The sequence below is a fragment of the Pseudomonas sp. Irchel 3H3 genome (assembly GCF_900187635.1).
GTDB lineage: Bacteria > Pseudomonadota > Gammaproteobacteria > Pseudomonadales > Pseudomonadaceae > Aquipseudomonas.
Genome location: NZ_FYEC01000012.1, coordinates 1 through 26652 on the forward strand (window position 1 = coordinate 1; position 26652 = coordinate 26652).

Genomic DNA, 26652 nt, shown 5'->3' on the forward strand with positions numbered 1-26652 from the left:
CGATATTGATTTGGGGGGTAAACCGGCAGGACGCCGGTTTAGCCGCACTGGGCCAGGGAGGGCCCATTGCGGCGGCCCCCCAAATCAATGTCGGAGTACGGGCATGCCGAGCCTAAGCGAGGCACCGAGTGGTGGGGAAAAGCGTTTTGCTTACTTTTGCGCTTCTCAAAAGTGAGCCGCCGTCAGGCGGAACCATAGGAGGCCGTTACCGCAAAAATGGATATGTACTCCGCCTAATCCAACACCCCAGAGGCCGCCACGCGGGCAAGCCTTGCTCCTACAACAGCGCGTAGTCGAATCACATTATGGATTAGCCTCCAAAGGCTACTTTTGCAAATGTAGCCTTTAGAGGCTACTTTTAAGCACTACGTCTTTCCTCTAGGCACCTGCATGACGATCAAGGCAGTCCTGACCGGCGATCTGATTCATTCCCAGCACTCCCACGACACCCTGGCGTACATCGAGGGGCTTGCAGCAGTGCTGGCGACCTTGAGCGAGCGCTACGGCGCCAGCGCTGAAACCTTCCGTGGCGATGGCTTTCAACTGGTGCTCGGGCAACCGGCGCTGGCCTTCGACTGTGCGCTGGCCTTGCGGGCCGGGCTGATTGCCGCCAGTCCCAAAGGCGAGCGTTGGGACGCCCGGGTCGCCATCGGCCTCGGAACGGCGCAAGCAGACCAAGGCTACGGCGAAGTCTTTGTGCTTTCCGGGCAAGGCCTGGACAGCATGAAAAAATCGACCCTGGGGGTTTTCAGCAGCGACGGGCAGTTTCTCGAGCGCACAGAGCTGGTGACCGAGTTTGTCGGCGCCATCATCGAGCAATGGACCCAGGTGGAGGCCCAGACCTACGGCGTACACCTGACCAGCCAGGGCGATCAATCGAGTACCGCCCACTACCTGGGCAAATCCCGGGTCACGGTCAACAAGGCGTTGCAACGGGCCCAGGCACGATTGCTTGATCGTTTCCTGGAACGCACCCACCAGTGGATCGAGGAGTTGCAACATGGCTGAGCCGAGCACCCTGTTGCTGATACTGCTACTGATCCATGTGCTGGCCGACTTCTCCCTGCCGTGGAAACGCTGGTTCAGCGATGCTGCCACCGGTTTACATCGAGCGCGGGCGCTGACGGGCTATGTCGCGGTCGCCGGGCTGGGCTACTTTAGCGCGCTGGCGCTGACTGCCAACCCGCTCCCCTGGGCTGCACTGATCGCGCTGTCGCTGGCCGTGGCACGCGCGGCGCTGCATGGATTACTACCGCGGCCCGCGCCCCATCCGGTGCGCCGTTTTATCCTGGAGCAGGGACTATGCGTGCTGGCGATCCTCGGGGTCTGGGCCGTGATCGAGGGTGCCGCGCTGCCCTGGCACGCCTGGTTGAGGGGGCTGGTGAGCCCGCCAAACCTGTTGATCGCCCTGGCCTACCTGCTGGTGTTGCGCCCCACTTCCAGCTTGATCGGGGCCGCCCTCGCCCCGTGGATCAGGGAAATCGACAAGCTCGGCTCACTGGCCAATGCCGGTGCGCTGATTGGCAATCTGGAGCGGGTGTTGATCCTGACCTTCGTCCTGTTGCAGCAATGGGAGGCCGTGGGTTTCCTGATCACCGCCAAAAGTATCCTGCGCTTCAATGAAATCCAGGGGGCCAAGGTCCGCTCACTGAGCGAATACGTGCTGCTGGGCACCTTGTTGAGTTTCACCATGAGTATCGCCATCGGGCTGGCGGTGACGCGGATCCTGGCACTGTAGCCTCCTGAGGCTACTTTTCGAGATGTAGCCTCAGAAGGCTACACCTGCGCGGCGACTTCCGGCACTGGAGCGGCACTGTACCTTGGGCTAGTCTCAGCGGCGCAGGGGCCACTTCGGCATTAGCACAGCAGGGAGAGCGATCATGGGGGATGCGTCTGAATTCGAGCCATTACAGGTCCATCCGGTGGACCTCAATGAAGACATGCTGCAGGCGATTCTCGACCTGACCAGCGATGGCATCTGGGACTGGAACGCCAACACCGGCTTCGTCTACCGCAACCGTGGCTGGTACGCAATGCTTGGCTACGCCCCCCACGGCCTGGAAAACAGTGTGCTGACCTGGGAAAACCTGATCCACCCGGAAGATTTCCCGCGGGTGATGCAACTGTTCGATGACCATCTACAGCAGCGCTCGCCGCGTTACCTGGCGCAATACCGCTGCCGCATGCAGGACGGCTCCTACACCCGGATCGAAGACCACGGCTATGTGGTCGCCCGCAACGCCGATGGCTCGGTCGCGCGGATGATCGGCGCCCATCGCAGCATTGAAGACAAGCAGCGCCTGGTGGAGCAACTGGAGCAACGCAACAAGTCCCTGGAAGCGATCATCGACGAACGCACCCGCGAGCTGTCGCGAGTCAATCAACAGTTGCAGGTGCAGTTGCAGGAGAACCGCAAGCTGGCGGAGAGCGACAGCCTCACCGGCATCGCCAACCGCTACCGCCTGGAAACCGCCCTGCCCCTGGAATGCGAACGCGCCGAGCGATTTCGCCAGCCGCTGTCGCTGATCGCCATGGACATCGATGATTTCAAAGTCATCAATGACCATTACGGCCATGCCCTGGGTGATGCGGCGTTGGTGCACGTGGTGGAAACCATCAAGCGCTGCGTGCGCGAAGGCGACTTGCTGGCCCGCTGGGGGGGCGACGAGTTCATCATGCTGCTGCCCAATACCCCCGTCACCACCGCCCAGGTCCTGGCCGAAACCATTCGGTTTGAACTGGAAAGCCTGGCCCCCGTGGGCGACTACCAGGTGACCATGAGCTTTGGCGTGGTCGAGCGCTTCGCCGACGAACAGAAGAGCGGCCTGCTGGCCCGCGCCGACCAGGCGCTGTACCGCTCGAAGATCGTCGGCAAAAATGTGATTTCCGGATGAGCCGGGCTAGTTCCCGGCCTTCACCAACACCGGTTGCGCCGAATACCGCTGCGGGTACAGCTGTTTGAGTTGCGCCACTTTCGGCAGGTCGTTGATCACGATGTAGGGGTGGTTGGGGTGCTCGGTCAGAAAGTCCTGATGGTAATCCTCCGCCGGGTAAAAACCGCTGTCGCGCTCGATGCTGGTCACAATCGGTGCGTTGAAGGCATGGGCCGCGTCCAACTGGGCGATGTAGGCCTGGGCGACCTTTTGTTGCCGGGCATCCTCCACGAACAGTGCCGAACGATACTGGGTGCCGCGGTCGGGCCCCTGGCGGTTGAGTTCAGTGGGGTTATGGGCCACCGAAAAATAGATCTGCAACAAGCTGCCGTAGCTGACCTGGGCCGGGTCGAAGGTCACTCGTACCGCTTCGGCGTGACCGGTATCGCCCTCGCCGACACGTTCGTAGCGGGCTGTTTCGGCCGTGCCCCCGGCGTAGCCAGACACCGCACTGGTCACCCCTTTGACGTGCTGGAACACCCCCTGCACGCCCCAGAAACAACCACCGGCGAACACCGCGGTTTCGCTCGCAGTGTTCGGCACTTCGTCGACCACTGGCGCTGCCAGGACGACTGCTTCTTCGCTCGCGCCCAGGGAAAAGCCCAGGCACTGCCCGACCACGCCGGCAAGCGCCAGGCCGAACAAGGTGTGACGCCAGGTCAATCGGCGATTCATGGTAGGTACTCCAGATGGGGAAATTTTGCGGCTGGCGGTGCGGCCACTGACGGAAGTAAAAAACCGGGGTCAGGCGGCAAAGGTCATGGCCAGGCCGTTCATGCAGTAACGCAGTCCGGTCGGTGGCGGGCCGTCGTCGAACACATGGCCCAGGTGCCCGCCACAACGCCGGCAATGCACCTCTTCGCGCAGCACGCCGAAGCTGCGGTCCTGGCGGGTGGCCACGGCGTTGGGCAGCGGTGCCCAGAAACTGGGCCAGCCGGTGTGGCTGTCGAACTTGCGGCTTGAGGTAAACAGCGCCAGCTCGCAGCCGGCGCAGGCAAAGGTGCCGTCCCGATGCTCGTCGTTCAGTGCACTGCTGTAGGCGCGTTCGGTGCCCTCCTCCCGCAGGATGTGGTACTGCTCGGGGCTCAGCAGGGCGCGCCATTGGGCCTCGCTATGGCTGACCTCGAAAGTCTCGGCCGCCTGCGCCGCACCGATCAACGCCGGGGGCGCCACCCGCCGGGTCAAGACCCCGGCCACCAGCGCCGCAACACCCAGCCCGCCGCCGGCCAGAAGAAACTGTCGCCGTGAGTACATGGTCCCTCTCCTTCACTGTGTTTTCTGGAACACAGCCTAGGCTTGAGGTGATCGCCAAATCCTCACGCACTGTTAAACAATTCGTGATAACTGAGCGTCGGGAAAAGCCGCACAATGGCCGCACTACGCAACCGGATCGGAGCTTTATGGACCAGCCTAAACGTGTCCTGGTGGTCGAGGACGACAGCCACATCGCCGACCTGATCTGCCTGCACCTGCGCGACGAACACTTCGAGGTGGTGCACAGCGCCGATGGCAACCAGGGCCTGCACCTGCTCGAACAGGGCAACTGGGACGCGCTGGTCCTCGACCTGATGCTGCCGGGTGTCGACGGCCTGGAAATCTGCCGCCGCGCCCGCGCCATGGCGCGCTACACGCCGATCATCATCACCAGCGCGCGCTCCAGCGAAATGCACCGCATCCTCGGCCTGGAACTGGGTGCCGACGACTACCTCGCCAAGCCGTTTTCCATGCTCGAGCTGGTGGCCCGGGTCAAGGCCCTGCTACGCCGGGTCGATGCCATGGCGCGCAATCTGAAGATGGACGCCGGCAGCCTCAGCAGCGACGGCCTGTTCATCGACCCGATCACCCGCGAAGTGACACTGCACGGCAAACGCCTGGACCTGACGCCACGTGAGTTCGACTTGCTGTATTTCTTTGCCCGCCAGCCGGGCAAAGTGTTCTCGCGCATGGACCTGCTCAATGCGGTATGGGGCTACAGCCACGAAGGCTACGAACACACGGTCAATACCCACATCAACCGCCTGCGCGCCAAGATCGAGGCCGATCCGGCGCAGCCGGTGCGCATTCTCACGGTCTGGGGCCGCGGCTATAAATTCGCCAGCGCGCAGGAGCCGACATGAGGCTGACCCTGAGCCAACGCCTGTCGCTGGTGTTCGCCTTGCTCCTGCTGATCTGCAGTGGCAGCTCGGTGTGGATGCAGGTGCGCGCCAACCAGATGCACGAGCTGGAAGTGGTGCAAGGCTTGTCCCGCGACCTGGCGCAGCACATCGCCCGCGACACTCAGTTGATGGATGCCAACGGCCTGAAACCCGAAGCCCTGCGTGGCCTGTTCAGCCAACTGATGCTGGTCAACCCGAGTGTCGAGGTGTACCTGCTGGACAACCAGGGCCGGGTGATCGGCGATGCCGCGCCCGAGGGCCATCTGCGCCGCGAACAGGTTGACCTGGCGCCATTGCAGCGCTTGCTCAACGACGAGACCCTGCCGATTCTCGGCGACGACCCGCGCAGCCTCGACGGGCGCAAGGTATTCAGCGCCGCGCCGCTCAAGGTCAACGGCCAGCAGGCCGGTTATTTGTATGTGGTGCTGCTCAGCGAAGAACGTGATCGCTTGGCCGCGCGCGGCGCCACCAGTGCGGCGCTGAACACCGCCCTATGGTCGATTGGCCTGGTGGCGTTGCTGTGCCTGATTGCCGGCCTGACTGCGTTCACCCTGATCACCCGGCCCCTGCGGCGCCTGACCGACAACGTGAAGGGCTTCGACATCGACGGCATCCCCACCACGGCGCCCGCCCCTGTGGAGCCGCCCACCAGCCAGGACGAAATTGCCGTACTCGCTGCCGCGTTCCGGCAGATGCAGAACCGCCTGGGCGAACAATGGCGCTCCCTGACCCGCCAGGACCAGGAGCGCCGTGAGCTGGTGGCGAACATTTCCCACGACCTGCGCACGCCTTTGGCTTCGTTGCATGGCTACCTGGAAACCCTGTCGCTCAAGGACGCCAGCCTGACCCCGGACGAACGCCGACGTTACCTGGGCATCGCCCTGGACCAGAGCCGCAAGGTCGGTGGCCTGGCGCAATCGCTGCTGGAACTGGTGCGCCTGGAGCACGGTTTTGTCCAGCCGGTGCTGGAGCGTTTTTCCCTGACCGACCTGGTGCAGGACATCTTCCAGAAATTCGAGCTGAACGCCGAGGCCCGGCAGGTGCAACTCAAGGCCAGTTTTGCGCCGAGCGTCTCGGGGGTGTGCGCCGACCTCGGATTGATCGAACGGGTGCTGACCAACCTGTTCGACAACGCCCTGCGCTATACCCCAGTCGGCGGGGTGGTCGAGATCCGCCTGGAACCTCAGGGCAAATTCGTCGAAATCACCGTCAGCGACAGCGGCCCGGGGATCGCCGCCGAACTGCGCGAAGGACTGTTCCTGCGTCCGTTCAATATTGGCGGCGCACGGCGCGATGGTGGCTTGGGCTTGCGGATTGTGCAGCGGATCCTCGAACTGCATGGGCGCCAGGTACGACTGCTGGATGTCCCCGGCCAGGGCGCGACCCTGTGCTTTTCCCTGGCGGTGGACGAAGCAACGGCCACGGCCCTGGCAGTGCGCTCGATGAACCTCAATACACCGGGACAAGCCTGACGGACCAGAGGCGACTGCATCGCCAGCCCTGTAGGAGCGAGCTTGCTCGCGATGGCGGTATGTCAGGCGCCATGGATACTGAATGTGCCGGCCTCATCGCGGGCAAGCCCGCTCCCACAATGGATTTGTGGTGCCCACAGATCCCGCATACACGCCACAAACCCTGTGGGAGCGAGCTTGCTCGCGATGGCGGTATGTCAGGCGCCATGGATACTGAATGTGCCGGCCTCATCGCGGGCAAGCCCGCTCCCACAATGGATTTGTGGTGCCCACAGATCCCGCATACACGCCACAAACCCTGTGGGAGCGAGCTTGCTCGCGATGGCGGTGTGTCAGGCGCCATGGATATTGAATGTGGCGGCCTCATCGCGGGCAAGCCCGCTCCCACAATGGATTTGTGGTGCCCACAGATCCCGCATACACGCCACAAACCCTGTGGGAGCGAGCTTGCTCGCGATGGCGGTGTGTCAGGCGCCATGGATATTGAATGTGGCGGCCTCATCGCGGGCAAGCCCGCTCCCACGATGGTTTTGTGGTGCCCACAGATACCTGCAGTCAGTCGCGGTAGCCGGGCGCCACTCGGTCGAGCAGGCGCAGCAGGGCTTTCCAGGCCAGGTCCAGGGCGTCCGGATCACTCAGTTCGCCTGCGGCCAAGGGGCGCTGCGGCTGGTTGAACTGGCGTTCGGTGTGTTCGCAGACCGCTGTCGGAGGCAGCACCAGGTCACCGCAGGCTTGGGCGGCCAACTGAATGTCGCAGGCCTTTTCCAGGTAGTACATGCGCAGGAACGCCTGGGCCACGCTGCTGCCGACAGTCAACAGACCGTGGTTGCGCAGCATCAGCACGGGCTTGTCGCCCATGTCCGCCACCAGCCGCGCTTGCTCGGCCAGGTCCAGGGCGATGCCTTCGTAATCGTGATAGGCAACACGGCCATAGAACTCCATGGACATCTGATTCACCGGCAACAAGCCGCAGGCCAGCGCCGCCACCGCACAGCCAGCCCGGGTGTGGGTGTGCAGCACGCACTGGGCGTCCTCGCGGGCCGCGTGCAGGGCGCTGTGGATCACGAAGCCGGCCGGATTGACCGGGTAGGGACTGTCCTCCACCGCACGTCCGTCGAGCCCGATCTTGACCAGGTTCGAGGCGCTGATTTCGTCGAACATCAACCCATAAGGGTTGATCAGGAAATGATGTTCAGGCCCCGGCAGGCGCACCGAGATGTGAGTGAAGATCAGGTCGGTCATGCGAAAGTGCGCGATCAAGCGGTAGCAGGCCGCCAACTCCTCACGCAATTGCTGTTCGATCGGGTTGATCACTGGCACTGCTCCAGGCCCTCGACCAGCGCGGCCCAGCCGCTGAAGCCGCGGCGGCCGATGAACACCAGGCGCGAGCCCGTGGCCTGGGCCTCGTCGGTGGCGGCAAGGAACTGGCTACGGGTGCCGACGTGTTGCAGCCAGTGCGCCTTGGTGCCCTGATCCAGCAGCACCAGGCCCTTGACCCGAAACACATCGCGGGGCAACGCCTGCAACCAGCCGCGCAGGCGCTCGACGTTCAAGGGCGTTGGGCTCTGCCAGAGAAAGCTGCTGAACATTTCACCGTGGTCGTCACTGGCAACCAGGGTCAAGGGTTTGAGCGTGCGCGTCTGCAGGTCCAGATCCGAATCCAGCCACAGCGCGTCGGGCAGTTGCGCCTGGACGCTTTCGTGGATCCGGGTCCGCAGGCCCAGTGCGTTACGCAATGCTTGCAGTTGGACGGCGTCCACCAGGTCGGTCTTGTTCAACAGCAGCAGGTCGGCGGCCGCCACTTGCGCCCGGGCCAGGCGGGCGTACTCGCCGTCGAGCTGCAGATGACCGGTGGCATCGACCACGGTGATCACCATGTCCAGTTGCATCTGGCTGCGCAGTTGCGGGTAGGCCAGGGTCTGCACGATGCGCTGTGGATCGGATACCCCGCTGCACTCGATGACGATGCGCTCCAGCCGTGGCTGCAATTGCGCAAGGCTGCTCAACTGCGCCAGCAGGTCTTCCTGCACCGTGCAGCAGATGCAGCCGTTCTGCAGGCTGTACACCGCATCGGTGACCTCGGAAACGATCGCCGCATCGATGTTCAGCTCACCAAAATCATTGACGATCACCGCCAACCGACTGCCTTCGGCGCGGCGCACCATGCGGTTGAGCAAGGTGGTCTTGCCGGCCCCGAGAAACCCCGAGACCACGGTTACCGCGATGCGCTGAGGGTTCATTGGGCCTTGCCCTCCAGCACCGGTGGTTCACCTGTCCACACGGCCTTGAGGCCGGCGTCGGCCAGTGCGCCGTTGCGGTCATAGACCAGTTGCCCGTCGACGAAGGTCAACAGCACCTGGGTCTGGTGAATGTAATTGCGCGCCGGCTGGGCAAACAGGTCGCGATCGATGACGATCAAGTCCGCCGATTTGCCGACTTCCAGGCTGCCGGTCGACTGCTCCAGGCCCATGGCCACGGCACCGTTGAGGGTGATCACGTTCAGCGCCTGCTCGAGGCTGATCGGATCGCCGAAGCAGGACGGATCGTCATTCCACGGGTTTTGCCGGGTGACCATGGTTTCCAGCGCCAGCCACGGGTCGATGGACGCCACCGGCCAGTCAGTGCCCATCACCGCAGTGCCGCCGGCTTCGAGCACGCCCTTGAAATCGTAGATGCGCTTGAGCCGCTCCTGGCCGTAGCCCGAACGTGCGCCGCTGGCGAATGGCGTCGGGTACCAGGCCGCCGGGGAGAATTCGGCGATCACGTTGAGTTCCTTGAAGCGCGGCAGGTTGCCGGGGTGCAGCAAGGTGCTGTGGGCGCACTGGTGGCGCACACCGCTGAAGCCGTTGCGCCGCCGGGCCTCGGCGACGGCATCGAGGAACACATCGGAAGCGCCGTCACCGGTGCAGTGGGCGATGACGCGGATGCCGCGGCTGTCCATGTCCACCACCATGTCGGTGATGTGCTCGGGGGTCAGGTTGAGCTTGCCGCGCCAGCTCGACTCTTCTGGCCAGGGGGTCAGCAGGTACGAGGACTTCGGCTCCACGGTGCCGTCGAAGTGGAATTTCACCGCGTTGGCGCTCAGGCGCGCGCTGCGGTAGTAGTGACGCTCACCACTGAGCAGCTCCCAGCGGCGACGCACCGGGAAGATGTCGTCCTGCCAACTGATGGCGGCTTCAATGCGCACCGTCAGTTCGCCGCTGTCATCCAGCTCTTTCAGCGCCTGCAGGCGTTGCTCGCAGACGTGTACGTATTTGCTCGCGGTGACGCCACGCGAGCTCTGGAAATGCACCCCATCACGGTAAGCGCGGCGCAGCACGCTGACCGGGGTCGGCGGCATGGCGGCGTGGATCATCGCGTAGGCACCGTCGATCATCAGGCCGTTGGGTTCGCCACTCAGCTCGTCGCGCTCCAGGTAGCCATTGCGCGGGTCGGCGGTGTGGCGGTCGATGCCCGCCAGTTCCAGGGCCTTGGAGTTGACCATCATGGTGCCCCACATGCGATCGAGCAGGGCCACCGGGCGATCCGGCATGACGCTGTCGAGCCACGCCCGGCCCGGGGTCAGGCCGGCTTCGCGGAAGGTGTAGCGCACCCAGTACTGCCCGTAGATCCAACCGTCGCCGGGGTGAGCATCGGCATAGGCCAGGATGCTCGCGCGCAACTGTTCCGGGGTCGGGTCTTCGATGCCGACATCCAGGTCGTCGCTGTAGCGCGGGGCCAGGGCCAGGTCAGGGTGGGTGTGCATGTCGTGCAGGCCCGGCATGCAGAAGGCGCCCTGCAGGTCATGCACCAGGGTGTTCGGGCCCTTGAACCCTTGCAGCTCGGCCAGGCTGGCAACCCCTACCAACTTGCCGCCGCGAATGGCCACGGCCTCAGCCCAGGGCTGCGCAGGGTTCTGGGTATAGATGCGACCGTTGCCAAGGATCAGGTCGGCATAGGTCCCTTGCGCAGAATGGGTAGAGGAAAAGTTGTCGGACTCAGCCATGCAAGCCACCTTCGAGTTCAGTGCGGGTGAAGGGTCTTCCGCGCACGTTTGGCTTCGGTGACCCTGACGAATGGCACTAGTATTGTTGAATCAACCAATACAACAATCGATTTTTTTTGGCTTAATCGTTCGATTTACGTCACCATACGATTCAACACTCAGCTCCCTTAAAGACAGGATTCTTTATGCGCTTTCCTTCGATGACAGCCCTGCGGGCTCTGGATGCGGTGGCCCGGCTGGGCAGCGTGTCGGTCGCCGCCCGCGAACTGAACCTGACCCGCAGCGCCATCAGCCACCAGATCAGCAAGCTGGAAGAGTGCGTGGGGTTTGCCCTGACCGAGCGCATCGGCCGCGGGATCGGCCTGACCTACCAGGGCGAGCGTTATGCCCGCGAAGTGCATGGGATTTTGTTGAACCTGCTCGACGCCGGCCAGCCGGTTGACGACCAGGAAGTCTCGGGACGGCTGTGTGTCAGCTGCGCGCCGGGGTTCGCCACTTACTGGCTGTGCCACCACATTGGCGCGTTCCTGCGCCAGTACCCGCAGGTGCAGTTGCAGCTGATCTCCCCCAAGTCGCCGGACGACACCCACAACACCAACGTCGACCTGTTTATCGCCTACGGCATTGGCGACTGGCCAGAAATGCACGTCGAGGAAATCGTCGCGCTACGCTTTTTCCCGGTGTGCAGCCCGCGCCTGATCAACGCCTTGAGCGGCCTGAAGAACCCGCAGGAACTCAGCGCCTACCCGCTGCTGCACATGACCGACTACTCGGACTGGCGCGTCTGGCTGACCGCCGCCGGCGCCTCGGGCGTCAATGCCATGAGCGGAATCCTGTTCTCCGACGCCCACTGCGCGCAGTCGGCGTGCATTGCCGGCCAGGGCATCGCCATCGGCGACAACCTGATCAGCGGCGACGCGCTGTCCAAGGGACTGTTGGTGCGCCCATTCGACATCACCATCGACCTGCACCGCGGCTACTACCTGGCAACCGACCCGCAAAAAGCCGAGCGGCGGGTGGTCCAGGCCTTTAGCAGTTGGGTCAAGACTCAGTTGCAGTCCTCGCACCAGACCTGGCAAGACACCCTCTGACGTGGCGGCAAGCTCCGCTCTTTCATAGGGCGGAGTCAGCGGGTAATTGAGTAATTTTACTAACCAATACCCACAAAATAATTCCATTGATGTAGCGATACTTTTAACAATAATAAACCCAAAGCCCATTTCGGATTTGCATCCGTCCTCGTACGTCTTATGGGCAATAAAAAGAGGAACTCCATCGTGTCCAGCGGTTCAGCGATTCAGCTCAGCGCACAAGGTATCAGCCAGTATTACGGTCGCTTCGCAGCGCTGGATAACGTCGACCTGGACGTTCGCCAAGGCGAGTTCCTGACGTTGCTGGGGCCTTCCGGTTCGGGCAAGACCACCTTGCTGATGATCCTCGCGGGCTTCCTCAGCCCGACGTCCGGCAAGTTGATGGAACAGGGCGTCGACATCATCAAGCGCTCGGCGGAAAAACGTAACTACGGCATGGTGTTCCAGGGGTATGCGCTGTTCCCGCACATGACGGTGGCGGACAACGTGGCCTACCCGCTGCGCATCCGCAAAGTCGCCGCCGAAGAACGCCAACGCCGGGTCAAGCACATTCTCGAGGTGGTCGGCCTCGGCGCGCACATGCACAAGAAGCCCGCCGAAATGTCCGGCGGTCAGCAACAGCGCGTGGCGATTGCCCGGGCGCTGGTGTTCGAACCGGACCTGCTGCTGCTCGACGAGCCCCTGTCGGCACTGGACAAGAACCTGCGCGAACAGCTGCAGACCGAACTGCAACGCATCCACCGCCAGGTCGGCACCAGCTTCGTGTTCGTCACCCACGACCAGAACGAAGCCCTGGCGCTGTCATCGCGCATCGCGATTTTCAACCACGGCAAGCTGACCCAGGTCGACACTCCGGAAAACATCTACAACCGCCCCGAGAGCCGGTTTGTCGCCGAGTTCCTTGGCAAGATGAACCTGTTCCCGCTGCTGGACCTGACCCGCAACGGCCCGACCGCCAGCGGCCGCTGTGGCGACAACCTGCTGCACGCCCAGGCCCCCGCGCCCCTGAGCAAACAGCCGAGCGTGCTGGCGGTGCGTCCCGAACACATGGACCTGCACAGCGAACGCCCGAACCGCGACGGCTACAACGTGATCCCGGCGCAACTCACCGACAAGGTCTACCAGGGTTCCAGCACTCACCTTTCGCTGACGGTCGGGGGCGACGCCCTGCCGATCAACCTCTCGGTTCCCGGTAATCATCCGGGAGCCCTGATGCCCAGCGGCGCCCCGGTGTGGCTGAGCTGGCCGGTCCAGCAAAGCTTCCTGCTGCAAGCCTGACCCCTGAATTACGTGCGTCACAAAGCTCTCTCCTAACGACAACAATAGGCCCTTGTCCCAACGGACACCCGCCATCTGAGGACTTGCCCATGAGCCAGGATCATCAACGCGACTGTATTGAAGTGCTTATCGAAAAGGCCCGTGGCGGGCAGATCAACCGACGCACCTTCATCCAGGCCATGGGCCTGTTGGCGGCAGTGCCCCTGGCGCTGCGCAGCGGTATCAGTTGGTCGGCCGACAAGCCGCTGGTGGTGGTCAACTGGGGCGGCGACGCACTGACCGCCTTCCGCTCGGCCTGGACCGACACCTTCACCAAGAACACCGGGATCCAGGTGCGCATCGACGGCGCCGGCCCCACCGAGGGCGCGATCCGCTCGCAACTGGCCAGCGGTCAGCCCAGCTGGGACGTAGTCGACGTCGAGAGCTACAGCGCAATCGTCCTGGGCAAGGAAAAGATCCTGCAGCCGCTGGACTACAACGTGATCAAGCGTGACCAGGTGGCGCCGGTACTGGCCTCCGACCACGGGATCGCCAGCTACCAGTTCAGCTACGTGATGGCCTGGGACAGCGAGAAGTTCGGCGATAACGGGCCGAAAACCTGGGCCGATTTCTGGGACGTGAAGAAATTCCCTGGCAAACGCACCCTCTATAAGTGGATGAACGGCATGCTCGAAGCGGCGCTGCTGGCCGACGGCGTACCGGCCGATCAGCTCTACCCGCTGGACGTAGTGCGCGCGCTGAACAAGATCGACGAGATCAAGCCCCACGTGCTGTCGTTCTGGAGTTCGGGCGCCGAAAGCCAGCAACTGATGGTCGATGGCGAAGTCTCGGTGGGCGCTATCTGGCACACCCGCGCCAAGCTGCTCAGCGAAGACACCGAAGGCCGCGTGCGCTGGAGCTTCGACAACGGCTTCATCAACTCCAGCAGTTGGGCCGTGCTGTCGGGCAACCCGGCGGGCAGCCAGCCGGCGATGCAGTTCATCCAGCATGCCCTGCAACCGCAAGGCCAGCTCAAGCTCTTCGAACTGCTGGGTAACGGGCCGTCCAACAGCGCGACCGAGAAGCTGATGTCGGCCGAACAACTGCAAGCCAACTGCGCGTCAGAAGAGAACCTGAAAAAACAGATCGCGCTCAACGCCCAGTGGTACGCCGATAACTACTCCAACGCCCTGGAGCAGTACCTCACGCGGCTGTCCAAGTGAGCCATCGATCATGACCATGACCTTGACCCTGAGCAAACCCAAGCCGCGGTTCAGTTCGCCGGCGCTGGAACGCAGCTTGCTGCTGTTCCCGCTGCCGGTGTTGCTGCTGATCTTCTACGTGCTGCCGTTTATCGGCGTGGTTGGCTGGAGTTTCTCGTTGCCGACACCGGGCCTGGACCAGTACGAACGCATCGCCACCGACCCGGCCATCCACGACATGCTCTGGCGCACCCTGCGCCTGTGCCTGACCGTCAGCGTCCTGGCCCTGGTGATCGGTTACCTGCTGGCTTACTGCTGGGTGTTCAGCCCGCCGTTCTGGCAGCGGGTGGTGGAGATCTGCATCTTCATCCCGTTCTGGATCTCGGTGCTGGTGCGGGCGTTTGGCTGGTTGATCGCCCTGCGCAGCAACGGAGTGCTCAACAATGGGCTGATGGGCATGGGCCTGATCGATCAACCGCTGCAACTGAGCCGCAACGAAATCGGGGTGGTGATCGGCATGCTCCACGTGATGATTCCGTATGCGGTGTTCCCGCTGCTGTCGAGCATGCGCCAGCTGGACCAGCGCATCCTCATGGCCTCCCGCGGCCTGGGCGCCGGGCCACTGCGCACCTTCTGGCAAGTGTTGCTGCCCCAGACCCTACCGGGTGTGCTGGGTGCCTTCATCATGGTCTTCGTGTTCTGCCTGGGCTTCTTCATTACCCCGGTACTGCTGGGTGGCGGGCAGACGGTGATGATCGCCGAGTACGTGTTCCTGCAAATGTTCCAGACCAGTAACTGGGGCCTGGGAGCTGCCTTGAGCGTGGTGCTGCTGTTGCTGGTCAGCGCATTGATCTGGGTCCTGCTGAAAATGACCCGTGTGAACCGCCTGGTAGGCTGAGGTTATCTATGAACACCCATCGTACAAGCCTGAGTACCCGCCTGCTGGCCGTGACCGCCATGGCGTTCATGCTGTTCCCGCTGCTGACGGTGATACCGGTGTCGTTCACCAGCAAGCGCTTCCTGTCGATGCCCGAGGGCAACTGGTCGCTGCGCCATTACGAGGCGCTGGTGAGCAACCCGGACTGGTTCCATGCCATCAGCCAGAGCCTGACCATTGCCTTTGCCACCAGTATCATCGCGACCCTGCTGGCGGCCAGCTTCAGCCTCGGCATCTGGTACATGCGCTCGAAACTGGCCACCGCGCTGATCGGCCTGGTGCTGTTGCCCATGGCGGTCCCGCCGGTGATTTCGGCGCTGGTGCTGTACTTCATGGAAACCAAGCTCGGCCGCTTCGCCCCGGGCATGGGCTACGACACCCTGACCGGGGTGGTGATCGCCCACGTGATCATGGTGGTGCCGTACGGGGTGGTGACCATGCTCGTGGCCCTCAGCCAGATCGACCGCCGGATTGAACTGGCTTCGCGCAACCTCGGCGCCAGCCTGATGCAGACCACCTTCATGGTGATCCTGCCCAACCTCAAACTGGGCTTGGCATCCACCGCCCTGCTCGGCTTTGCCCTGTCATGGGAAGAAGTGGCGGTGACCCTGTTCATCACCAGCGTCAACGTCGACACCCTGCCCAAACGCATTTGGAGCGGCTTGCGCGACAACGTCGACCCAAGCGTGGCCGCCATCTCGGTGCTGCTGATCAGCCTGACCCTATTGGTGCTGATTGGACGCCTGGTGGTCCAGCACCTGGTCGACAAACGAGCGCAAAGGCTTCAACACCCGTGACAACACCGCCCCGGTCCAATAGATTAGGCGGCCTGAAAAGGCCGTCGTGCTTTCTCGCCTCAATTCAAGTTTAAAGAAGTAGTGAAATTTCAATGCCAGATTCCAATACCGCTGAATCCGTAGTCACCTTGTCGTCCAAAGCGGAATACGAAAACTCCATCAATCTTTCACAACACGTGCCCCAGGCCAAAACCATCAGCGAGATGGTCCTGGACGCCTTCCACACTTCCAAGGAAAGCGACCAGATTCGCGAGCTGCGCACGGCCATCCGCCAGGCCCATGACCGCTTCGACGACGACCAGGCGTACGAACTGATGGGCCAGCTCAAGCAGCTCAAGGACGCCGAGGCCGCCGACATCGCCGCCCTCGAAGACCTGAGCAGCAAGTTCCCGATCAGCCGCATCCTGTCCAGCTTCAAGGACGACCCAAGCTTCCAGGAGCTGGTCTACGGCTTGGCCCTGAAAGTCCTCAACCAGACCCACCAGGCCATCAGCAACCCAAGCGGCAGCAAGGGCAAGGCCGCCCGCGCGAAGAAAGAAGTCGAAGTGTTCAGCATCAGCAAGGACGGCCTCACCGTGACCCTGCCCCTGCGCACCCCACGCTCGAAACCCAGCGTCGATCGCCAAGCCTATGAATTCCTCGGCTTCACCTTCGTCGGCGAAGGCGACGAACTGGAACTGGAAAACGAAACCTTCCTCGACGCCAGCGGCACCGAACAACCGGCCACCCGCAAAGCCATCATCACCGCCCTGCAACAGCAGACCGCGTTTGCCGGCTACAGCATCGCGGCCCAGTAATCGCCGAGCAAAACCAGCCCAACAAAAAGCCCCGCACTTCTCACAAAGGCGGGGCTCCAGTTACAGCGGCAAACCTCAAGGCGCGTAAGTCAGCAACAACTCACTCGGCACCTTGAAATCCAACGACATCATCACGCTCAACGCAGTGATGGTGAAGATCGAGAACACAAACAGCTTGCGTGCCCACACCGTGTCATCCACCGCCTTGTAGCCGGTCCAGGCCATATACAACCAGTACATGCCCATGGCCGCCGCAACCGCGAGATAACTCATCCCCGCATAACCACTGAAGGTCAGCATCAAGGTCGCCACCAGAAACGCCAGGATGTAGAGCAGGATATGCCGCTTCGCCACCTGGATCCCACGCTTGACCGGCAACACCGGAATCGATGCCGCCAGGTAGTCGTTGAAACGGAAGATCGCGATCGCATAGGAGTGCGGCATCTGCCACAGGCTGAACATCACCAGCAGGGTCAGCGCAGCCATGTCGAAGCTGTTGCTCACAGCCACATAACCGATCACCGGCGGCATCGCCCCCGACAGACTGCCCACCAGCGTGCCGTGTACCGACTTGCGCTTGAGATACAGGCTGTAGAAGCCGACATAGATGACAAACCCGATCACCGCGAACAGCGCCGCCAACGGGTTGGCCACCTTGTACAGCAGGGCCACGCCAGCAACACCCAGGACAGTCGCGTAGACCAGTGCCAGTTTCAGGGAGATCAGGCCCTGCACCAGCACCCGGTTCTTGGTGCGCTCCATCTTCAGGTCGATGTCACGGTCGATGCAGTTGTTGAACACGCAACCCGAGGCCACCACCAGGGACGTGCCGATCATCGCGGCCAGGAAAATGGCCAGATCGACATGCCCCTTCGAGGCCAGGAAAAATCCGCCTGCCACAGAAAGCACGTTACCGAAAATGATCCCCGGTTTGGTGATTTGGATAAAGTGCTTAAAGGACATCCGGACTTACCTCACTTCGCCATCATGAAGGTGTGGATGCTGAACATGATCCACAGCGACAGACCCACCAGCAGGACAATTACCAGTGCGGCGAAGACAAACGCGATCACGTTGTTACGCTGAGCCTGCGAACGATCCAGGTGGAGGAAGTACACCAGGTGCACCAGCACCTGGATCACGGCGAATGCCAGGACGATCCACAAGGTGATCGACTTCGGCAGCGATGGGTACATCACCAGGCCGAAAGGAATCACCGTCAGGATTACCGAGAGGATGAAGCCGATGGCGTAGGACTTGACGCTGCCGTGACCGGCGTCGTCGTGGGAATGTGATGTGTTAGCCATTTACATAGTCCCCATCAGATAAACAACGGTGAATACGCAGATCCACACGACGTCCAGGAAGTGCCAGAACAGGCTCAGGCAGCTCAGACGGGTCTTGTTGGTCGCCGTCAGGCCGTTTTTCTGCACCTGGTACATCATGATCGCCATCCAGATCAGACCGCTGGTCACGTGCAGACCGTGGGTACCGACCAGGGTGAAGAACCCGGACAGGAAGCCGGAACGGCTAGGGCCGTAGCCTTCGGAGATCAGCAGGTGGAACTCGTTGATCTCCATGGCGATAAAGCCGGCGCCGAACATGAAGGTCATGGCCAACCAGCCCAGGACCTGGCTCTTCTTGCCCTTGAACAACGCCAGCATGGCGAAGCCGTAGGTGATCGAACTGAACAGCAGCAGAGCGGTTTCGCCCAGTACATACGGCAGTTCGAAGATGTCGTGGCCCGACGGGCCACCGGCGACGTTGTTTACCAGTACCGCGTATACCGCGAAGATCGACGCAAACAGGATGCAGTCGGTCATCAGGTAGAGCCAGAAGCCGTATACGGTCATCTCGCCCGAGTCGTGGTGATGGTCATCATGCCCATGTCCATCGACATGGGTGTGTCCAGCATTGGTCACTAAGTTCGACATGGTTTAAGCCTGTTCCAACGAGGTTTCAACACGGGTGGCGGTGGCTGGAACTTTCCCGGCCGCTACCAGACGCTTGTGCTGCTCGGCTTCGATGCGCTCGATCACGTCGACCGGCACCATATAGCCCTGATCATCACGCGCAGCGTGGATCACGAAGTACACCACGGTGCCGACCAGACCGAAGGCGGCCAGCCACCAGATGTGCCAGATCATCGCGAAACCGAACACTGTCAACAGTGCGCCCATGACCACACCGGTGGCGGTGTTGTTTGGCATGTGGATCGGTTCGTAACGGCTTGGCGCCTGGTATGCAGTACCGTTTTCCTTGGCTTCGGTGAACGGATCGATCACATCGGCTTTTGGCAGTACGGCGAAGTTGTAGAACGGTGGTGGCGAGGAGGTCGACCATTCCAGGGTGTGGGCATTCCACGGGTCACCGTGTTCGCACATGTTTTCTGGCTTGTTGCGATCACGCACGCTGACGTACAGCTGGATCAACTGGCAGGCGATGCCGACAGCGATCATCACGGCGCCGAACATGGCGACGTACAGGTACGGTACCCATTCCGGGTTGGTGGTGGCGTTCAGGCGACGGGTCATGCCCATGAAGCCCAGGACGTAGAGCGGCATGAATGCGACGAAGAAGCCGGTGATCCAGAACCAGAATGCAGCCTTGCCCCAGCCTTCGTGCAGCTTGAAGCCGAACGCTTTCGGGAAGTAGAAGCCGAAACCTGCGATGTAGCCGAACACGGCGCCGCCGATGATCACGTTGTGGAAGTGCGCGATCACGAACAGGCTGTTGTGCAGGACGAAGTCAGCACCCGGGATGGCCAGCAGTACGCCGGTCATGCCGCCAATGGCGAAGGTCACCATGAAGCCCAGGGTCCACAGCACTTGGCTGGTGAAACGCAGGCGGCCCTGGTAGATGGTGAACAGCCAGTTGAATAGTTTCACACCCGTGGGGATCGAAATCAGCATCGTCGCCAGGCCGAAGAAGGCGTTGACGCTGGCACCCGAACCCATGGTGAAGAAGTGGTGCAGCCAGACCATGAAGCCGAGGATCGAGATCGCGCCCGAAGCGTAGATCATCGAATGGTGGCCGAACAGTTTCTTGCCAGTGAAGGTCGAGATGACTTCGGAGAAGATCCCGAACGCCGGCAGAATCAGGATGTACACCTCGGGGTGACCCCAGGCCCAGAACAGGTTGACGTACATCATCGGATTGCCACCAAGTTCATTGGTGAAAATGTGGAAATCCATGTAACGGTCAAGCGTCAGCAGTGCCAGGGTAGCGGTCAGGATCGGGAACGAAGCGACGATCAGGACGTTGGCCCAGGTGCAGGTCCAGGTGAAGATCGGCATGTCCATCAGCTTCATGCCCGGGGTACGCATTTTCAGCACGGTAGCCAGGAAGTTGACCCCCGTCAGCGTCGTACCTAGCCCGGATAGCTGTAGCGCCCAGATGTAGTAATCCATCCCCACGCCCGGACTGTATTGCAGGCCCGACAGCGGCGGATAGGCAACCCAACCGGTCTTGGCGAATTCGCCAACGCCCAGGGACAGGTTGATCAGCACCACGCCGGAAACCAGCAACCAGAAGCTCAAGGAGTTCAGGAACGGGAAGGCAACGTCACGCGCGCCGATCTGCAGCGGCACTGCAAGGTTCATCAGGCCGGTGAAGAATGGCATCGCCATGAAGATGATCATGATCACACCGTGAGCGGTGAAGATCTGGTCATAGTGTTCAGGAGGCAGGTAGCCCGGCGAACCCTCGGTGGCCATGGCCAACTGGGTACGCATCATGATGGCGTCGGCAAAACCGCGCAGCAGCATGACCATGGCGACGATGATGTACATCACGCCAATTTTCTTGTGGTCGACCGAGGTCAACCACTCGGTCCACAGGTAGGTCCACTTCTTGAAGTAGGTGATTGCAGCGAACAGCGCCAGACCACCGAGCGCGATCATGGCGATGGTAATCATCACGATCGGTTCGTGGAACGGGACCGCTTCCCAACTTAATTTACCAAACATCGTTTACTCCTCTGCCCCGGCAGCTGAATGCGATTCCATGTCCGTAGCGGCCACTTCTTTCTCTTTCTTCTCGTGCTTGACCTTCGGACCCGGTTTCATCCCTTCGTACTTGTCGACGATGATCTGGAACAGGTTCGGTGTAACCGAGGAGTAGAGCTCGACTGGGTTGTTCTGGCTCTGCTTGGAAAGGGCTGCGTATTCAGCTTGTTCAAGCTGTTTAGGTGCCTTTTTGACTTCGCTTACCCAGGCGTCGAACTCTTCCTGGGTGGTGGCGATTGCCTTGAATTTCATACCGGTGAAACCAGCGCCGCTGTAGTTGGCGGAGATACCGTCCATTTCAGCGTTCTGGTTGGCGATCAGGTGCAGCTTGGTCTGCATGCCCGCCATCGCGTAGATCTGGCCGCCCAGGCCCGGGATGAAGAACGAGTTCATCACGGCGTCCGAGGTCACCTTGAAGTTGATTGGCGTGTGCGCCGGGAACACGATCTTGTTGACCGTGGCGATGCCTTGTTCCGGGTAGATGAACAGCCACTTCCAGTCCAGCGCGACCACTTCGATGGTCACAGGCTTGACGTCGGACTCCAGCGGACGGTACGGGTCCAGGGCGTGGGTCGATTTGTAGGTGACGTAACCCAGGGCAATGATGATCAGAACCGGGACAGCCCACACTGCGATTTCGATCTTGGTGGAGTGGTTCCACTTGGGCGTGTAGGTGGCGCTGGTGTTGGACGCACGGTACTTCCAGGCGAACAGGAAGGTCATGACGATGACCGGAACCACGACCAGGAGCATCAGCAGCGTTGCGGTGATGATCAGGTTTCGCTCGTCCAGGCCGACCTGGCCCTTGGGATCGAGCAAGGTCATGTTGCAGCCTCCCAGCAACAGCGTGCCGAGCAGCGGCAATAAGCCTAGTAGTCTGGGGTACCTGTTTTTACTCATCTCACGACCTCTAAAGCAGCTTGCGCAATGCAGTTGGGTTTCGATCGCCAACACTTCACCCTGCCAAGGGTTGGCATTTTTCTTGGATTGAATAAGGGCTTGCCCGTCACGCGTTAAACGCTGATTGACACATCCTGGGCCAGCGGTGAGTTCTTATTCGAATTCGTGGTCAAAGGCCTTGTTACAGACCAATTCCATTTGGTGCGGATAATTGGAAAGGCACCGACACCTGGGGTCGCACGAAGCTATCGAACCGCTCCTCGACCACCCTTCTCTGCTCAGGGGTGAGCAGTGCCGGAATTTCAGTGCGGGCGATTGTAGATATGTAACGTTTTATAAACCATGTCTCATCTCGAAATAATTTTTATCGGATACGGCAACAATCATTAACCAATCCTGTAAAGATTGCCGATTTTATCGCGATTCATTCTCAACAAGAACCCCAAAAATTGTAGGCCTACTGTGCGCAGTTCAGACAGCTTCCAGGCCCAAGCTCGGTCCGCCATGCTCGCCAAAGCCCCCTTTTCACAAGGCCTGTGGCGATTCGCCGAAGCCTGTTAAAACTGCCTGTCGCGGCATTCTTGCTGGCTTTTGGCCAAGACCGGCGCCGGGCAGATCTTTGTATCTTTTCATGCCAAAACACGAAGCTTGAAATGAGTTGCGACACTTGAGCTGTGACAACATGTCGCACACTCGCCGCACCCTCGATTGCCCCACATCACGAACTTTTTACTGGCGCGCTGAAACGTCAAACGCCCCGGCCTCTTTCGAGGACCAGGGCGTTTTTTGTGCAACGACGGTGGTTGAGGGTGTCGGCCTCAGTTCAGCTGTTTGCGGTTGCGCGAAACCAGCAGCGGCACCAGGACCACGGTCAGGACGAAGGCCACCAGGGCCCATTGCGCCAGCGACAGGCCGAGGATCGGCGGATAAGGCGTGGAGCAGAAACCGTCGACCTGGAAGCCCAGCGGGAAGATCTTCGCCAGTGGCAAACCATCGACAATCGGCTGCAGCACATCAATACCGCAGCTCACCGATGGATAGAACTGGGTGTAGACGTGATGGGCCGCGGTGCCCGCCCCCGCCAGGGCAAAGATCACCACCAGGGTCTCGAACACCGTGATGCTGCGTCGGGTGCGCATGGCCGCGCCGGCGAACGCACTGAGAGCGATCAGCAGCAATGCATAACGCTGCAGGATGCACAGTGGGCACGGGGCTTCGCCCAGCACGATCTGCATGTACAGCGCGCCCCCGATCAGCGCCAGGCAGATGATGCCCAACAACACCAGAAAGCGCCGCTCACGGCCCAGGCGCATCGAATCCTCGTTCATTCCCGTTTCCTTCGTCATAAATCAGGCTATGGCCGCCAGTTTACACGCCAGGCGTGCGTATGCAGCACGTGGCGTGGTGTCGGACCTTTCGCTGGGAATTAACGGTGGGGGGTATTAACAGCGGATTAACCCGTGGAATCTGTGTTGACGCGCATGACGCCATCGCGAGCAAGCTCGCACAGTGAATCTGTGGGACCAGGCCAGGCGGCGCTCCGCTTGCCCGGGATGGCGGTGGGTCAGGGGGCATAAATGTTGGCTATGCCGGCCTCATCGCGGGCAAGCCCGCTCCCACAAAGATACTCCAACGCAGGAAAGCAGGCCGGCCGGTAGGCCGCCTCGCCTGCCCTTGCCACTCAGGCCGACCGGCAGGTCGCCGTGCTTTTGCTCTTGATCCACCCGCCCCATCGGCAGGCTGAGCGAAGGTGTCCATCAGGGGGGAGGCGCGGAGCGCCGTGCGGCGAAGCCGCATACATCGAGAGGAGGTGCTGCGAAGCAAACCGGAGGCGATGCCCCCGGATGGATACCGTAGCGAAGGGACCCCGAGCCTTAGCGAGGGGCCGAACGCCTGGGGCAAAGACCTTTGGTTACTTTGGGGCGTTTGCCAAAGTGACCCGCCGTAAGGGCGGAACCATTAGCCGCCACAACCGCAGCAATGGATATACCTCAAATCCAAGATCAAAAGATCACAACCTTCAGCAGCTCCCACAGACCCTCAACACCATAGAATCTCCCACAATTGACCTTGCCTCGACTAAAGACTGGTGGAAGCGAGCCTGCCCGCGATAGGGGCGACTCGGTCTGACCAAATCGCCCCATTGCCGTTATTCCAGCGCCGCAGCCGGCCCAAAGAACTCGTAACGGCTCTGGCTCTCCGGCACACCCAACGCCTTGAGGTGACGCTTGATCGCCGCCATGAAACCCTTGGGCCCCAGGAAGTAGGCATCCAGGTCCCGTTGCTCGGGCAACCAGTGGCCCAACTGCTCCTGGCTCAGCAACCCGACCTGGTCGGCCGCTGGGCTGATCCCGTCATCTTCGGCGTAGCAGTAGAAGCGCTTGAGTTGCGGATGACGCGCGGCCAGGGCGTCGATCCAGTCACGGAAGGCATGCACCCTGCCATTACGCGCGCAATGGATAAAGTGCACCGGCCGCTCGGTTGCCAGGGCCGCTTCGAGCATGGCCAGGGTCGGGGTGATGCCCACCCCGCCGCTGATCAGCACTAGCGGCTTGTCGCTGGCCGTCAGGGTAAAGTCGCCAGCAGGCGGGAACAGTTCGATGCGGGCACCGACCTGGAACTGGTCATGCAGGTAATTCGAAGCGCGGCCGCCGGCTTCGCGCTTGACGCTGATGCGGTACTGGCCGTCGGTACCCAGGGACGACAGCGAGTAGTTGCGACGAATCTCTTCACCGTCCAGCAGCAGCTTCATGCCGATGTACTGGCCTGGCTCTGCGGCAAGGATCGGGCCCTTGTCCGCGGGTTCAAAGTAGAACGAGGTGATTTCCGCGCTCTCCTCGACCCGCTGGGCCAGGATGAACTCGCGCGCCCCGCGCCAACCGCCGACAGCTTCGGCTTTCTGGTCGTAGATCGCGGCTTCGGCACCGATCAGGATCTCAGCCAGTTGGCCATAGGCCGCGCCCCAGGCATTCATCACTTCGGGCGTGGCGATCTCGTCACCGAGCACTTCACTGATGGCGCGCAACAGGCAGCTGCCAACAATCGGATAGTGCTCGGGAAGAATCTGCAGGGCCACATGCTTGTTGATGATCTTCGCCACCAGATCGCCCAACTGGTCGAGCTGGTCGATGTGCCGAGCATACATCAGCACGCCATTGGCCAGGGCCCGGGGCTGGTCGCCGCTGGCCTGGTGCGCCTGGTTGAACAGCGGGCGCACTTGCGGGTATTCGCTGAGCATCATGCGGTAAAAGTGGGTGATCAGGGCTTCACCACCGCTTTCCAGCAGTGGCACAGTGGATTTGACGATGGCACGGTCTTGAGCGCTAAGCATAAGGGGATGAACTCCTGAACGACTGCTTTTAATGGATTACCCTTTGGGTATCAGTTTCCATGCCAAGTATTAAATCGTTATAAAATCAATGATTTGATTAATATGTAGTCATAACGACCCTTGGGGTTTTATAGTCACCTCGACTACATGGAGTCAATATGACTGCAAAATCCCTGCTGACCACCCTGCTGCCGCTGGTCTCTGACCTGTCCCGCGAACTGCCCGAAGGTGAGCGCTACCGGCGCCTGCTGGAAGCCATGCGTGCCCTGCTGCCCTGCGATGCCGCCGCCCTGCTGCGCCTGGATGGCGAATGGCTGGTGCCGCTGGCGGTCGACGGCTTGAGTACCGACACCCTGGGCCGGCGCTTCAAGGTCAGCGAGCACCCGCGCTTCGAGGCGCTGCTCAGCAGCCCTGGCCCGACACGCTTTGCCGCCGACAGCGAGCTGCCGGACCCTTATGACGGCCTGGTCGATGGCCTCGACGAGCACCTGGAGGTCCACGACTGCATGGGCTGCCCGCTGTTTATCGATGAGCGGCCCTGGGGCTTGCTGACCCTGGATGCGCTGGACCCGGAACGCTTCGAACCCATCGAACTGGATGCCCTGCAGGCCTTCGCCAGCCTGGCAGCCGCCACGGTCAACGCCGCCGAGCGCATTGAGCGGCTGGCCAATCGGGTCGAAGACGAACACCAGCGGGCCGAGGTCTATCGGCAGGCCAGCGGCCAGCAGGACCGCGAAATGATCGGCCAGAGCAAGGCGCACAAGCGCCTGGTGGAGGAGATCAAACTGGTGGGCGGCAGCGACCTGACGGTGCTGATCACCGGGGAAACCGGGGTCGGCAAGGAGCTGGTGGCCCAGGCAATTCACGCCGCATCAGCGCGGGCCCACAAGCCGATCATCAGCCTCAACTGCGCCGCCCTGCCCGATACCCTGGTGGAGAGCGAGCTGTTCGGCCATGTGCGCGGGGCCTTCACCGGCGCCACCAGTGACCGCCGCGGCAAATTTGAACTGGCCAATGGCGGCACCCTGTTTCTCGACGAAGTCGGCGAGTTGTCCCTGACAGTGCAGGCCAAGTTGCTGCGCGTCCTGCAAAGCGGCCAGCTGCAGCGCCTGGGGTCGGACAAGGAGCATCAGGTCGACGTGCGCCTGATCGCCGCCACCAACCGCGACCTCGCCGAAGAAGTGCGCAGTGGCCGCTACCGCGCCGACTTCTATCATCGCCTGAGCGTGTATCCACTGCTGGTGCCGGCCCTGCGTGATCGCGGGCGCGATGTGCTGCTGCTCAGTGGCTATTTCCTCGAACAGAATCGCTCGCGCATGGGCCTCAACAGTCTGCGCCTGTCCAGCGATGCCCAGGCCGCGCTGCTGGCTTACAGCTGGCCGGGCAATGTCCGCGAACTGGAACACCTGATCGGTCGCAGTGCCTTGAAGGCGCTGGGCAATTCCCGCGAGCGGCCGAAGATCCTCAGCCTCAGTGCGATCGACCTGGACTTGCCCCACGACACCCTTGAGATCAGCACAGTGCCTGCGCCCGCCGCACCTGCGCCAGCATTGGAGATGAACGGCGACCTGCGCCAGGCCACCGAGCAGTACCAGCGCCAACTGATCAGCGCGTGCCTGGAGCGCCACCAGCACAACTGGGCCAGCGCCGCCCGCGAACTGGGCCTGGACCGGGCGAACCTGGGGCGAATGGCCAAGCGGCTGGGCATGAAGTGATCGCCCCCAACGGTATTGCCAAGCCAAATGAACGTCCTGCAGCCGTTGACGCAGCCTCGCGGGCTCGGCAGC

General features: G+C 61.7%; 24 protein-coding genes. 12 read left to right on the plus strand and 12 right to left on the minus strand.

Translation table 11 applies throughout. The features are described from left to right. Positions 1 to 390: 390 nt before the first annotated feature. From CKW24_RS14635 to CKW24_RS14645, 3 genes are all read left to right on the plus strand, one after another. Entirely contained in the window at positions 391 to 1008 is a 618-nt protein-coding gene (locus CKW24_RS14635) for a hypothetical protein (RefSeq protein ID WP_095168897.1), read from the plus strand. After that, positions 1001 to 1738: a DUF3307 domain-containing protein gene (locus CKW24_RS14640; RefSeq protein ID WP_095168898.1), complete on the plus strand. Its 738-nt coding sequence runs from the start codon at positions 1001 to 1003 to the stop codon at positions 1736 to 1738. Before CKW24_RS14635 ends, CKW24_RS14640 begins: the two co-directional genes overlap by 8 nt. Positions 1739 to 1880: 142 nt before the next feature. Continuing rightward, positions 1881 to 2894 (plus strand): sensor domain-containing diguanylate cyclase, encoded by a 1014-nt coding sequence (locus tag CKW24_RS14645; RefSeq protein WP_095168899.1) that lies wholly within the window; start codon positions 1881 to 1883, stop codon positions 2892 to 2894. A gap of 6 nt (positions 2895 to 2900) precedes the next feature. Here CKW24_RS14645 and msrA read toward each other — a convergent pair whose 3' ends face one another. Then, complete coding sequence (gene msrA / locus CKW24_RS14650) at positions 2901 to 3608, minus strand: peptide-methionine (S)-S-oxide reductase MsrA (RefSeq protein ID WP_095168900.1); 708 nt, start codon at positions 3606 to 3608, stop codon at positions 2901 to 2903. Positions 3609 to 3677: 69 nt separating this feature from the next. Then, complete coding sequence (gene msrB / locus CKW24_RS14655) at positions 3678 to 4187, minus strand: peptide-methionine (R)-S-oxide reductase MsrB (RefSeq protein ID WP_095168901.1); 510 nt, start codon at positions 4185 to 4187, stop codon at positions 3678 to 3680. A 146-nt stretch (positions 4188 to 4333) separates the two neighbouring features. Between msrB and CKW24_RS14660 the strand changes: the two genes are divergently transcribed. Together CKW24_RS14660 and CKW24_RS14665 are read left to right on the plus strand one after the other, a co-directional pair. Continuing rightward, positions 4334 to 5050: a response regulator transcription factor gene (locus CKW24_RS14660; RefSeq protein ID WP_095168902.1), complete on the plus strand. Its 717-nt coding sequence runs from the start codon at positions 4334 to 4336 to the stop codon at positions 5048 to 5050. Next, positions 5047 to 6561 (plus strand): HAMP domain-containing sensor histidine kinase, encoded by a 1515-nt coding sequence (locus CKW24_RS14665; protein WP_095168903.1) that lies wholly within the window; start codon positions 5047 to 5049, stop codon positions 6559 to 6561. Before CKW24_RS14660 ends, CKW24_RS14665 begins: the two co-directional genes overlap by 4 nt. Positions 6562 to 7116: 555 nt before the next feature. Here the strand turns inward: CKW24_RS14665 and CKW24_RS14670 are convergent. The 3 genes from CKW24_RS14670 to CKW24_RS14680 are packed head-to-tail and all read right to left on the minus strand — an operon-like array spanning position 7117 to position 10546. Further along, the gene (locus CKW24_RS14670; protein WP_371917594.1) at positions 7117 to 7875 is read right to left on the minus strand and encodes a class II aldolase/adducin family protein; all 759 of its coding nucleotides are present in this window, start codon (positions 7873 to 7875) and stop codon (positions 7117 to 7119) included. After that, entirely contained in the window at positions 7872 to 8801 is a 930-nt protein-coding gene (locus tag CKW24_RS14675; protein WP_095168904.1) for a GTP-binding protein, read from the minus strand. The genes CKW24_RS14670 and CKW24_RS14675 overlap by 4 nt, the downstream gene beginning before the upstream one ends. Continuing rightward, entirely contained in the window at positions 8798 to 10546 is a 1749-nt protein-coding gene (locus CKW24_RS14680) for an amidohydrolase (protein ID WP_095168905.1), read from the minus strand. Before CKW24_RS14680 ends, CKW24_RS14675 begins: the two co-directional genes overlap by 4 nt. Before the next feature lie 185 nt (positions 10547 to 10731). Between CKW24_RS14680 and CKW24_RS14685 the strand changes: the two genes are divergently transcribed. From CKW24_RS14685 to CKW24_RS14710, 6 genes are all read left to right on the plus strand, one after another. Next, positions 10732 to 11637, plus strand: coding sequence for a LysR substrate-binding domain-containing protein (locus CKW24_RS14685; RefSeq protein ID WP_095168906.1), 906 nt, complete (start codon positions 10732 to 10734; stop codon positions 11635 to 11637). 186 nt (positions 11638 to 11823) lie between these two features. Further along, complete coding sequence (locus CKW24_RS14690; RefSeq protein ID WP_095168907.1) at positions 11824 to 12915, plus strand: ABC transporter ATP-binding protein; 1092 nt, start codon at positions 11824 to 11826, stop codon at positions 12913 to 12915. A gap of 89 nt (positions 12916 to 13004) precedes the next feature. Then, positions 13005 to 14117, plus strand: coding sequence for an ABC transporter substrate-binding protein (locus tag CKW24_RS14695; protein ID WP_095168908.1), 1113 nt, complete (start codon positions 13005 to 13007; stop codon positions 14115 to 14117). A gap of 10 nt (positions 14118 to 14127) precedes the next feature. After that, complete coding sequence (locus CKW24_RS14700) at positions 14128 to 14994, plus strand: ABC transporter permease (protein ID WP_095168909.1); 867 nt, start codon at positions 14128 to 14130, stop codon at positions 14992 to 14994. 8 nt (positions 14995 to 15002) lie between these two features. Continuing rightward, the gene (locus tag CKW24_RS14705) at positions 15003 to 15830 is read left to right on the plus strand and encodes an ABC transporter permease (protein WP_095168910.1); all 828 of its coding nucleotides are present in this window, start codon (positions 15003 to 15005) and stop codon (positions 15828 to 15830) included. Between the two features lie 92 nt (positions 15831 to 15922). Further along, positions 15923 to 16627: a hypothetical protein gene (locus CKW24_RS14710; protein ID WP_095168911.1), complete on the plus strand. Its 705-nt coding sequence runs from the start codon at positions 15923 to 15925 to the stop codon at positions 16625 to 16627. Between the two features lie 75 nt (positions 16628 to 16702). Here CKW24_RS14710 and cyoE read toward each other — a convergent pair whose 3' ends face one another. From cyoE to hmpA, 7 genes are all read right to left on the minus strand, one after another. After that, a complete protein-coding gene (gene cyoE, locus CKW24_RS14715) occupies positions 16703 to 17590 on the minus strand; it encodes a heme o synthase (protein ID WP_095168912.1) in 888 nt (295 codons plus the stop codon). A gap of 11 nt (positions 17591 to 17601) precedes the next feature. Further along, entirely contained in the window at positions 17602 to 17934 is a 333-nt protein-coding gene (gene cyoD, locus CKW24_RS14720; protein WP_095168913.1) for a cytochrome o ubiquinol oxidase subunit IV, read from the minus strand. Next, complete coding sequence (locus CKW24_RS14725) at positions 17935 to 18561, minus strand: cytochrome o ubiquinol oxidase subunit III (RefSeq protein WP_095168914.1); 627 nt, start codon at positions 18559 to 18561, stop codon at positions 17935 to 17937. 3 nt (positions 18562 to 18564) lie between these two features. Continuing rightward, the gene (gene cyoB / locus CKW24_RS14730; RefSeq protein ID WP_095168915.1) at positions 18565 to 20595 is read right to left on the minus strand and encodes a cytochrome o ubiquinol oxidase subunit I; all 2031 of its coding nucleotides are present in this window, start codon (positions 20593 to 20595) and stop codon (positions 18565 to 18567) included. Positions 20596 to 20598: 3 nt separating this feature from the next. Beyond that, positions 20599 to 21534: a ubiquinol oxidase subunit II gene (gene cyoA, locus CKW24_RS14735; protein ID WP_095168916.1), complete on the minus strand. Its 936-nt coding sequence runs from the start codon at positions 21532 to 21534 to the stop codon at positions 20599 to 20601. A gap of 818 nt (positions 21535 to 22352) precedes the next feature. Next, positions 22353 to 22862: a disulfide bond formation protein B gene (locus CKW24_RS14745; RefSeq protein ID WP_095168917.1), complete on the minus strand. Its 510-nt coding sequence runs from the start codon at positions 22860 to 22862 to the stop codon at positions 22353 to 22355. A gap of 821 nt (positions 22863 to 23683) precedes the next feature. Next, positions 23684 to 24865 carry an NO-inducible flavohemoprotein gene (gene hmpA / locus CKW24_RS14750; RefSeq protein ID WP_095168918.1) on the minus strand — a complete coding sequence of 394 codons (1182 nt, stop codon included), beginning with the start codon at positions 24863 to 24865 and terminating at the stop codon, positions 23684 to 23686. A gap of 158 nt (positions 24866 to 25023) precedes the next feature. Between hmpA and norR the strand changes: the two genes are divergently transcribed. Continuing rightward, positions 25024 to 26580 (plus strand): nitric oxide reductase transcriptional regulator NorR, encoded by a 1557-nt coding sequence (norR, locus tag CKW24_RS14755; protein ID WP_095168919.1) that lies wholly within the window; start codon positions 25024 to 25026, stop codon positions 26578 to 26580. The last annotated feature ends 72 nt before the right edge of the window (positions 26581 to 26652 follow it).